The sequence below is a fragment of the Kosakonia sp. CFBP8986 genome (genome assembly GCF_034044935.1).
Lineage (GTDB): Bacteria > Pseudomonadota > Gammaproteobacteria > Enterobacterales > Enterobacteriaceae > Kosakonia > Kosakonia cowanii.
In genome coordinates this window covers 349,330-359,995 of the sequence record NZ_JAXCXB010000006.1, presented here as the reverse complement: position 1 = coordinate 359,995, position 10,666 = coordinate 349,330, and the positions used below count along the sequence as shown (strand labels likewise).

Here is a 10,666-nt window from a genome sequence, read left to right as displayed (position 1 = left end):
TGAAGTAAAAAGTGTCACCCATGTGACCGGTCAGATCTGTAACCCATGTGACCGGTTCATACACGGTCCCCCCCTTGTCCCGTTCACCGCATAAGAGATTAATGAAACTCCCCAATCTCTGGTGAACGGAACCATTCCACCGGGGTAACCCCATCGCCGGATGGCGCGTAAACGCTTATCCGGCCTACATGGTTTTTTACCTCTCCAATAACTCCCTCAACACTGGCCCGATCTGCCCGAACGCCTGCGGGGAGATGATATCGACATGGGCGCAATCCTGCCGGTACACCGCCAGCTCGCGCACCCAGGGTGCCCAGGCGCGTTGCGGGTCGGTGCCGGGCGGCAGGGTGCGCTCGGCGACAAACAGCGTGGCTTTACCATCAAACGGCACGCTGTGCGCAGTGGTCAACAGCCGCACCGCATCGGCGTAATTCCCCTCAATCTGCGAGAAGAGTTCTGTGGAGGCCTGCCCCTGCTGCGCGGCGAGAAACGCCTGGCGCTCGCGCTCAATCTCCGCCAGCACGGCGGGATCAAGGCCGTTGGCCTCTTTCTCTGCCCAGTTTTGTGTCTCCGGCGGCCAGGTATCGAGCAGCCCGAGGAAGGCCACCTCTTCGCCGCGCTGTCGCAGCCGCGCCGCAATGCTGTGCGCCAGCGTCCCGCCAAGGGAGTAACCGAACAGGTAGTAAGGCCCCTGCGGCTGCTGCGCCAGCAGCGTCGCCAGCTGTTGATCGCAGGCTTCATCCAGCGTTGCCGCCTGCTGTAGCGGCCCATCCGGACGCGGAGATTGAATGCCGGTAATCGACCAGCGCGGCGCAAGATAGCGCGCCAGCACGCTGAACTGCCAGGCGAAACCGGAGGCCGGATGGAAGCAGAAGAGCGTCGGCCCCGCGCTTTCGCGCAGCGGCAGCACCGCTTCCAGCCCAAGCCGCCCGGCCTGCTCATTTGAGAGCGGCTGTTCCAGCAGTGCGGCCAGCTTCTCTACCGTCGGCGCGACCATAATCTGCCCCGGCGTTACCTGGCGGTCGCACTGGCGACTAAGCTGCGCGGCAAGGCGCATCGCCAGCAGCGAGTGGCCGCCAAGGGCGAAGAAATCCGCCTGCGCATCATTCACTTCACAGCCCAGCAGTGCGGCAAAAGCCTGTGCCACCTGCGTTTCCATTCCGGCATTGAGCGGGCGACCGCCCTGCTCTGCTTGTAAGGCGGGCAGCGGCAGCGCTTTGCGATCGAGCTTACCGTTCGCGCTAAGCGGCAGCGCGCTCACCTGCATTAACAGCACCGGCACCATATGCGCCGGTAACTGCGCGCGCAGTTGCTCCAGCAGTGCAGCCGTATCCAGTTGCTGAGCAGATGAAGAGACCAGGTAGCCAACCAGCTGGCGGGCATCGCCGCCGCTCGCCGCCGCCTGGTTAAAGACGCAAGCATGGGCCACCGCCTGAGCGATATCCGGCAGTGCCAGCATTGCCCGGTCAATCTCGCCCAGTTCAATGCGCTGACCGCGAATTTTCAGCTGATCGTCGCTGCGCCCCAGGTACTCCACCGCGCCACTCTCCAGCCAGCGGGCGACATCGCCGGTGCGGTACATGCGCTCGCCCGGCGCAAAGGGGTCGGCAATAAAGCGGTTGGCGGTCAGATCCGGGCGACCAAGATAGCCCTGCGCCAGCTGAATGCCGGTGAGATAGAGATCGCCCGCCACGCCGAACGGCACCGGGCGCATCATCGCATCCAGAATGCGCAGCCCCGTGTTCCACACCGGGTAACCAATCGGCACGCTGTTGCCGCGCACCTGCGCCAGCGTCTCGCCATACGCCGGATAGAAGCTGACATCCACTGCCGCCTCCGTCGGGCCATAAAGATTATGCAGCGCCACGCCGGTTAAGGCTTCCCACTCGCGGCAGAGATCGGCGGGCAGCGCTTCGCCGCTACAGAAAACCTGCTTCAGCGTGCGGCAGCTCTGCTGCGCGCTTTCCGGCGTCAGCGAGGCGACAAAGGCCGCCAGCATCGAGGGTACAAAGTGGGTGGTCGTCACACCCGCTTCAGCAAAGAAGGCTTGTAATGCCTGCGGATCGCGGTGCGCCTCCGGCTCGGCCATCACCAGGCTGGCCCCGGCGATAAACGGCCACCAGAACTCCCACACCGACACATCAAAACTGCACGGTGTTTTTTGCGCCACCACATCGTTAGCGCTAAGCGGGTAGGCCGCCTGCATCCACAGCAGGCGGTTGACGATAGCGGTATGCCCGACCATCACCCCTTTTGGTCGCCCGGTGGAGCCGGAGGTGAAGATGATATAAGCCGTCTGCTCCGGGCGTGCCAGATTGAGCGTCTCAGCTCCATTGCTCTCCAGCGGCGCGTCGTAGCAGAAGTGCGCCAGCCCAGGAATATCGGCAAAGCGCGCATACTGATCGTCGGTGGTGATTAAAAGACGCGGACGGGCATCCTCCAGCATCATGCGCAGGCGATCGTCGGGGTAGCCGGTGTCGAGCGGCAGCCAGGCGGCGCCCGCTTCAACAATGCCATGCAGCGCGAGCGTCAGGAAAACCGAGCGCGGCAGCGCAACCGCCACGCTGTCGCCAGGCTGCACGCCCAGCGCGCGTAGCTGGTTCGCCAGCGCCACCACTTGCTCGCGCATCTCCCGGTAGCTGAAGCGCCAGCGGGCATCGGATAACGCCGGGGCATCGGGCGTTTTCACCGCCTGCTGTGCCACCAGCTCGCTCAGAGTTTTGGCGGGCAGCGACACGGCGGTGGCGTTGATCTGCGAGAGTTGTTCCGCCTCTTTCGCGGTGAGCAGCTCCGCATCGCCGCAGCGCCGCGCCGGGTTGTCGGCAAACTGCTGCAACAGCTGGGCAAGGCGCGCAACGTGGGTGTTGAGCGTCGCCTCATCGTAGCGGCTGCGGTTCGCCAGCACCTCCAGCGACAGCCCGCCCGCCTCATCCGGGAAGATCGCGATCTCCAGATCGTTGACCGGCCCGGTGGCTAAGGTGTGGGTAATGCCCTGGATGCCGTCGAGCCTGAGCTGGTAATCAAACAGTTTGACGTTCAGCACCGGGCCGAACAGCGGCTCACTCCCCGCCGCGCGCCCGGCGTCGCGCACGATCTGCTCCGCGTCGTAGCGCTGGTGGCGGCGCATTGTTTTAAGCGTTCGGGCAAGGTCGCTGGCCAGCTCCGGCAGCGTTTGCGTGCCATCCAGATGAATCCCCATCGGCAGGACGTTAAGCACCGGGCCGGTGGCGGTGAGCGCTGCCGACCCCATGCGGCGCATAAAGATAAACCCGGCGGCATAATCGGTGCGTCCGCACAGCCTGCCCAGCCAGAGCGCCACTAAGGCCAGCGCCAGATCGGCGGGCGTCGTGTTTGCCATCGCCTGGCTCAGGCGGCGAAAGGCTGCGCTCTCCAGGGCGACATTGAGGCGAAGAATATCGGTAGTTGCCGCGCGCCCCGGTAGCGGTTCGCTGGAGAGCGACACCGGCGGCGGAAGCGCGCGCCGCTGCTCTGCCCAGAAAGCGGCATCGCGCGTAAAGGCATCGCTGCCCTGATAGCGTTGATACTCTTCGACGACCTCAGCAAAAGAGGTAAATGGCGAGGCGGGCGTCGGCTCGCCACGTCGCCAGGCGGTATAAATAGCGGCAATCTGGCGGGTTATGGCGGGGAAACTGAAGCCATCGACCAGCAAATGGTGATAACGCTGATACCAGTACCAGCGCCGCTCGCCGACGCGCATCAGCTGGTGGTGCACCAGCGGTTTGCCGCTCTCCACGCGCAGGTTTTGCGCCAGATCGGCCTGCATTAGCGCCAGCGCGGCGCTGTGTGCATCGCCCTGCTGGCGCAGGTCGGCAATCGCAGGCGCGGCAAAGGTCAGCGTCTCATCGACCGACTGCCACACTTCGCCGTTATCTTCAGTAAAACGCATGCGCAGCGTGTCAGCCTGCATCAGGCCAGTGACAATCGCCTCGCTGAGCTGCACGGCATCGATATCGCCCTCAAGCTCAACATAGTGCGCCACGCTCCAGGCATTGGGCAGCGAGGAGAGTTTTTCTGCCATCCAGATCCCCGGCTGGGCGGCGACCAGCGGTAAACGTTCGCTCATCTTCCGCTCCTTATTGCGCGTGGGGGTGCGCATAGTGCGCCGGGGTTAAGCTCTGCCAGTGTGCGGCCAGCCAGTCGTTGCAGGCCGCCTGCGATTGCGGCTCGCAGATAACGCGCCAGCCTGCGGGCAGTGCGCACTGCGCGGGCCACAAACTGCACTGCTGCGCGCTGTTTTGCAGAATATAAAACCGCCCTTGCGGATGATCGAAGGGGTTGGTGAACTCCATAGCAAACTCCTGTCGTGGAAAAGCGCCCTGGCGTTACAGCGGCTGCCAGAGGGTAATTAACCCCGCCGTCAGCCCGCCTCGCCAGCAAAGCGCATCATGTCCGCCGTCAACCTGACGCCAGAAAACCCGCTGCTGTGTCTGTTGTAAAAGGGATAAAAGGGTCTGGTTGGTGCGAAAAATCAGCGGCTCGCGCACCCCGGCTTCAAGCACGATGCGCAGCCCCTGCGGGCCTATTTCACCCTGTTTGAGTTGTTGGATAAGCAGCCCTTCACCCTCGCCGCCGCGATGTGGCCACCAGTAAGAGCCGGACTGGCTCAGCACGCAGCCAAAGCGCGTCGGCCAGTGCAGAGCGGCATAGAGCGCTGAAAGCCCGCCGAAACTCTGCCCCGCCACCACCGTGCGATCGGCACGATCGCTGAAGGGCGCAATTTCGCGTACCTGCGGCAAGAGTTCCTCCTGCACCGCCAGCCAGAAATCGGCATTACAGGGCAGCTCCTGGCTGCGCTGAGCATTATCGATGGCGTCAATCAGCACATAGACCGCGGGCGGCAACTGGCGGGCGTTAGTCAGCGCTGCCAGCGCAGGCCACACCGGCATGCTTTCGGCCCAGAACTGACCGTCGAGCAGGATCGCCAGCGGCCGTTCAGCACCCTGCGCCTCGCCGGTGGCATAGACCCACACGCGGCGGCGGTTTTGCAGCCGCGGGCTCTGCCAGTGCAACAGATGAGGAGGGGTAAAAGCGGTATCGGTTGCCTGCCAGCCGGGCTGAGGCGGTGCGCCGGGCATCTCCAGCGCCGAGACCGGATGCCCGCGTCCGCCGCGCCAGCTTTGCGCATTCAGCGGGTCGGCAACCGCGCGCGGCAGCAGTTTGCGCCACCCTTCACGCAGCGCCGCGCGATCCGGCGGCATGCTGGCGAAAACGGTATCGGCGAAATCGTTATCCTGTTCAGAGGGGATCAGGCAGTAGCTGCCGCGCCAGCCCGCTTCGAGGGGGGTTTTCCAGCACCAGATATCGCTTCCGGCGATGCGTGCCAGTGATTGCGGCTGCGCTTGTTGATGGTGATCGGTAACACCAGTGATGTAAATCCAGACCCGGCGCAGGCGCGAAGTCTGCTCAGACCCCGCCGGATCGCGCCACCAGAAGGTCACTTCATAGCGCCCGTCGGCGGTTTTAACCCACTCCGGCCCCTGTTTTGACGCCCACCAGGCATCGCTTCCCGTCGTTGACGTCACGGTTTAACCCCAAATCGCTGCGGACTTATTTTTATCGATCAAAATTTATAGATAATATTATTGATAACTATTCTTATTTGCAATAGCGTATTGGCGCGCTGTGGGAAGCGCATCTTTCACCTAACTCTGCCTGTCGCAGGCCTTTTTTCTCAGGGCTGAGAGAATTGCCGCGCGCGGGCTTCATCACTGCCGTCTCCTCTCCCCTGGGAATGGAGAGTTACGGGGATACGGCAAAGGAACGCAGGTAACATAATGAATAAGAAGATGAAATCCCTGACCTTGCTGGTCAACCTCGGGATCTACGGCGCGGCAATGCCCGTGATGGCGGCGGATGAGAAGAGCAGCGACGCCAGCAGCGCGGACACTATCGTCGTCACAGCGGCACAGCAAAACCTCCAGGCGCCCGGCGTGTCGACCATCACCGCCGATCAAATTCGTAAGAACCCGCCAGCCCGTGATGTGTCGGAGATTATCCGCAAGATGCCGGGCGTTAACTTAACCGGCAACGCCACCAGCGGCCAGCGGGGCAACAACCGCCAGATCGACATTCGCGGTATGGGCCCGGAAAACACCCTGATCCTGGTCGATGGCAAACCGGTCACCAGCCGTAACTCGGTGCGCTTAGGCTGGCGCGGCGAGCGCGACAGCCGCGGCGACACCAGTTGGGTGCCGGCAGAGATGATTGAGCGCATCGAAGTGATCCGCGGCCCGGCGGCCGTGCGTTACGGTAACGGCGCGGCGGGCGGTGTGGTGAATATTATCACCAAAAAAGATAGTGCCCAGGAGTGGCATGGGTCATGGAACGCCTACGTCAACGCGCCGGAGCATAAAGCGGAAGGTGCCACCAAACGCACCGACTTTAGCCTCAGCGGCCCGCTGGGCGATGATGTCAGCTTCCGCCTCTATGGCAACCTGGCGAAAACCCAGGCCGATGCGTGGGATATCAACCGCGATCACCAGTCTGAACGCACCGGGATTTACGCCAATACCCTTGCCGCCGGGCGCGAAGGCTCAATCAATAAAGATATTAATGGTGTGGTGCGCTGGGATTTCGCGCCGATGCAGTCGCTGGAGTTCCAGGCGGGCTACAGCCGCCAGGGCAACCTCTACGCGGGCGATACACAAAACACCAATAACGACAGCAGCAGCAATAACTACGTGCGCGAGAACTACGGCAAAGAGACCAACCGTCTCTATCGCCAGAACTACTCCGTCACCTGGAATGGCGGCTGGGATAACGGGATCACCACCAGCAACTGGATCCAGTATGAGCACACGCGCAACTCGCGTCTGGGCGAAGGACTGGCGGGCGGGCTGGAAGGGCTTTTCAACAGTAATAAATTCACCGATATCGACCTCTCCGATGTGATGCTGCACAACGAGGTGAACCTGCCGCTGGATCTGCTGGTTAACCAGACCCTGACACTGGGTACCGAATGGAACCAGCAGCGGATGAAAGATCTCGCTTCCAATACCCAGGCCTTCCAGGGCGGGGCGATTAGCGGGCTGAGCAGCACCAACCGCAGCCCCTACTCTAGCGCCGATATCTACTCTATTTTTGCCGAAGACAATATGGAGCTGACCGACAGCACCATGCTGACCCCGGCGCTGCGTTTCGATCATCACACCATTGTTGGCGATAACTGGAGCCCGTCGCTGAACCTCTCGCAGGGATTAGGCGATGATTTCACCCTGAAAATGGGCATTGGCCGCGCGTATAAAGCGCCGAGCCTCTACCAGACCAACCCGAATTACATTCTCTACAGCAAGGGCCAGGGGTGCTACGCCAGCGGCAACGGCGTCGGTTGTTACATGATGGGTAATGACGATTTGGAAGCGGAGACCAGTATCAATAAAGAGATTGGTCTTGAGTTCAAACATGATGACTGGCTGGCCGGTGTGACCTGGTTCCGTAACGATTACCGCAATAAGATTGAAGCGGGTTACTCACCGATGGCGCAAACGGCGGCGGGCGCGACCAAAACCGATATCTACCAGTGGGAAAATGTGCCGAAAGCGGTGGTTGAAGGGCTGGAGGGTACGCTGAACGTGCCGGTTTCTGAAACGGTGGCCTGGAGCAACAACTTCACCTATATGCTGCAAAGCAAGAACAAAACCACCGGCGAGCGGCTCTCCATCATTCCGGCCTATACGCTTAACTCGACGCTGAGCTGGCAGGTGACACAGGATGTTTCTCTGCAGTCGACCTTTACCTGGTACGGCAAGCAGCAGCCGAAGAAGTATGACTACAAAGGCCAGCGCGTGACCGGCTCAGCGACGAACGAAGTGAGCCCCTACAGCATTGTGGGACTCAGCGGCACCTGGGACGTGAACAAAAACGTCAGCCTGACCGCCGGCGTCGATAACGTGTTTGATAAGCGCCACTGGCGCGCGGGCAATGCCCAGAGCACCGGCGGCACTACCGGCTATATGTATGGCGCGGGCGCAGAGACCTATAACGAATCGGGACGCACCTGGTTTATGGGCATCAACACTCACTTCTGATGAGAGCCTGAGCGGCTACAAAGAGAAGGCCCCGTCATTGCTGGCGGGGCCTTTTATTACTGATTACCTGGATGTTGAATATCTGACACTGTTATACCCCGCCCGGCGCTTATCTCCGGCACTCACTCTGAGGTGGTGTTAGCTCTTTGCTGGGGTGAATTCACAATAAGCCATCGGAAAATTCCTAACAAGAGGAAAATAATACCTGTACGTGAATATATGATATCGATCATACTTTCTTGCTGCTGTTCATCTCCTGGTGTGATGAGCGTCACGACGTTTTTTCACTCAGTCGTCAACCTGTTTACCGGCGTAATAATGATGGCCCGGCTAAAGCCTCTCTCTCAGCACGATCGCCGCAAGTGTGCTTACTTTTTGCTTTAGTTGCCTGAAAATGCAGCAGCAGATATTATTTTGCACTGCGGAATTTGACTTAAATTCTGCAGAAGTCTACAAAAGATACCGCCTTTCCCCTATCCGACTTGCGTCTTTGCGGTTTTCGTCCAGGCTTGCCTTTCAGGCGCTGGAAAAATAGCAAAGGTTCGCCCGGTTCAGGTTTGCGCGCCACCGACGTTTCTATAATTTGCAGGCATCTGTGAGTGGAGTATCGAATGTTCTCTTTTGTCGCCCGCCAGGCGATTTTTGATGCAAATATGAACACAGTCGGCTACGAGTTGCTGTTCAGGGACAGTATGACCAACCGGTTTCCTGACGTCACACCGGAGTACGCCACTGCGCAAATTATTGTTGAACAGTTTCTTGGCGCACCGCTGGGGCGGTTAAAAGAGTACAGTGCGATTTTCGTCAACTTCCCCTATGAACTGCTGGTACAGGGAATGGCGGAAACGCTGCCGAAAGATCGGGTGATCGTTGAGATCCTCGAAACCGCCGAGCCCACGCCGCTGCTGCTTGAAAGCATTAAAAAACTCTCCGCGCAGGGTTTTCGCATTGCGCTGGATGATTTTGCGCTCGGTGATGTATGGAACGACTTCCTGCCCTTTATTCACATTATTAAATTCGACGTGCGCAATAATACGCCGGAAGAGATCGGCGGTTATATTCAGGGCAAAGCACATTTACTGCATGACACGCTGTTTCTCGCCGAAAAGGTGGAGACCCAGCAGGAGTATGAGTGCTACAAAAACCTCGGCTGCACCCTTTTTCAGGGCCACTTCTTCAGCCGCCCGGTGATCCATGCGGCGAATAAACTGATCCAGAACCAGGCAATCACCCTCAGGCTAATGAAAGAGGTGAATGCCGATAAGCCCGATTTTGCCCGCATCGAGGCGCTGTTAAAACAGGATCTCGCCCTCTCCTTCAAGCTGATGCGCTATGCGCAAAATATTGTCTTTAACGCGCGCGGAATTAAAAACGTCCGCAGCCAGTCGTTAAAAGATATTATTTTTTATCTCGGTGCCAATGAGCTGCGCCGCTTCGTGCTGGTCTCCTGCCTGACCTCGGTAAATAAAGAGGAGATTGGCGAGATCTATCAGCAGAGCCTGATCCGCGCCAAATTCTGCGAGCTTGCCTCGTCACACTCTATTACGCGCCACTCGGCGGATGATGCCTTTATCGTCGGTCTTTTTTCGCAACTCGACAGCATTTTTGAAATGCCGATGGCCGATCTGATTGGCCAGATTGATATTTCCGACAATGTGATGATGGCGCTGAAAGCGCAAAAAGGGCCGCTCTATCCCTATTTGCGCCTGATTGAGCTGTATGAAAACCATCAGTGGGAAGAGGTGAGCGCGCTGGGCCATCGCCTCGGTTTTCATCGCGGCACGGTGGCGGAGCTGGTCAAAACCGCGACCGAATGGACGCAGGCAATCCCCTCAACCCGCCGCTAATTTTAGTTTCTGCGTCAAAAGGCCGATGTAATTAGCAGAACGCATCCCTTTGGACGAACACGATGGAATCACTCTCGGTATATGGCTACCGCCTCGGCAACGATCATGAGGTGGAATATCTGCCGTTTAAAAAACGCCTGATTAACTACGCTTCGCCGGGTAAGGCTGACTATTTACGCACTACCATGGCAAACCTGCTTCACTTTCTGCTGACGCACGCCGTCGGTCGTGTGGTGGCAGACAGAACGCTGCAAACGCAGGTGTGGGAAAACAATGGCCTGAGCTGCTCCAGCCAGCGGCTGTGGCAGGTGATGAATAACCTGAAGCGTAAACTGGCAGCGTTTGATCTGCCTGAGGATTTTATTCTGCGCGTCGAGGGTAAAGGCTACCTGATCCCCGAAGAGAAAGTGCTGCAACTCTACTGCCGCCAGACCTTTTTTGCCGCCGGTGAACACGCCTCACATGCGGGCGTAACGCGTTAATGGCTGACGAAGCCCCCTATTTTTATCCGCCTTATCCGGCCAATTATGCTAACGTTGTGCCGCCGCAGGCGATGCGGCGCCCTCCACTCCCCCTGCTGGCAAAACTGAATGAGGCTTTATGAGAATTGGTATCGCGTTTCCCGTGCTGGTATTTATTGTCGCCGTGGCATTTCTGACCTGGTTTATTGTGGGCGGCTACGCTACACCGGGCGTTTAATATTAAGAGGTCTCCCGGCTGCGTTATTCAATACAGCGCATCATTTGCCATTCAACCACTTTAATTTGTGAT

General features: G+C 59.2%; 7 protein-coding genes. 4 read left to right on the top strand and 3 right to left on the bottom strand.

The genetic code is table 11. The features are described 5' to 3' along the window. Window positions 1-196: 196 nt before the first annotated feature. From entF to fes, 3 genes are read right to left on the bottom strand one after another with little or no spacing between them, the layout of a single operon-like run. Window positions 197-4,084 (bottom strand): enterobactin non-ribosomal peptide synthetase EntF, encoded by a 3,888-nt coding sequence (entF, locus tag SOM48_RS16460; protein WP_320512327.1) that lies wholly within the window; start codon window positions 4,082-4,084, stop codon window positions 197-199. 10 nt (window positions 4,085-4,094) lie between these two features. Beyond that, entirely contained in the window at window positions 4,095-4,310 is a 216-nt protein-coding gene (locus SOM48_RS16455) for an MbtH family protein (RefSeq protein ID WP_139568061.1), read from the bottom strand. Window positions 4,311-4,343: 33 nt separating this feature from the next. Next, window positions 4,344-5,543, bottom strand: a complete 1,200-nt coding sequence (gene fes, locus SOM48_RS16450; RefSeq protein WP_320512326.1) for an enterochelin esterase — start codon at window positions 5,541-5,543, stop codon at window positions 4,344-4,346. Window positions 5,544-5,795: 252 nt separating this feature from the next. Here fes and SOM48_RS16445 point away from each other — a divergent pair, with 252 nt between their 5' ends. The 4 genes from SOM48_RS16445 (at window position 5,796) to SOM48_RS16430 (ending at window position 10,594) form a co-directional block, all read left to right on the top strand. Next, the gene (locus tag SOM48_RS16445; RefSeq protein WP_320512325.1) at window positions 5,796-8,048 is read left to right on the top strand and encodes a TonB-dependent siderophore receptor; all 2,253 of its coding nucleotides are present in this window, start codon (window positions 5,796-5,798) and stop codon (window positions 8,046-8,048) included. A gap of 611 nt (window positions 8,049-8,659) precedes the next feature. After that, on the top strand, window positions 8,660-9,895 hold the full coding sequence (locus SOM48_RS16440; protein WP_139568064.1) for an EAL and HDOD domain-containing protein: 1,236 nt from the start codon (window positions 8,660-8,662) through the stop codon (window positions 9,893-9,895). A gap of 62 nt (window positions 9,896-9,957) precedes the next feature. Next, window positions 9,958-10,377: a winged helix-turn-helix domain-containing protein gene (locus tag SOM48_RS16435; protein ID WP_288883598.1), complete on the top strand. Its 420-nt coding sequence runs from the start codon at window positions 9,958-9,960 to the stop codon at window positions 10,375-10,377. Between the two features lie 118 nt (window positions 10,378-10,495). Further along, window positions 10,496-10,594: a YoaK family small membrane protein gene (locus SOM48_RS16430; protein WP_042717833.1), complete on the top strand. Its 99-nt coding sequence runs from the start codon at window positions 10,496-10,498 to the stop codon at window positions 10,592-10,594. The last annotated feature ends 72 nt before the right edge of the window (window positions 10,595-10,666 follow it).

Bases quoted from the DNA above. Each gene is read 5' to 3' on its own strand.
- entF (WP_320512327.1), bottom strand. From the start codon at position 4,084: ATGAGCGAACGTTTACCGCTGGTCGCCGCCCAGCCGGGGATCTGGATG.
- SOM48_RS16455 (WP_139568061.1), bottom strand. From the start codon at position 4,310: ATGGAGTTCACCAACCCCTTCGATCATCCGCAAGGGCGGTTTTATATT.
- SOM48_RS16445 (WP_320512325.1), top strand. From the start codon at position 5,796: ATGAATAAGAAGATGAAATCCCTGACCTTGCTGGTCAACCTCGGGATC.
- SOM48_RS16440 (WP_139568064.1), top strand. From the start codon at position 8,660: ATGTTCTCTTTTGTCGCCCGCCAGGCGATTTTTGATGCAAATATGAAC.
- SOM48_RS16435 (WP_288883598.1), top strand. From the start codon at position 9,958: ATGGAATCACTCTCGGTATATGGCTACCGCCTCGGCAACGATCATGAG.
- SOM48_RS16430 (WP_042717833.1), top strand. From the start codon at position 10,496: ATGAGAATTGGTATCGCGTTTCCCGTGCTGGTATTTATTGTCGCCGTG.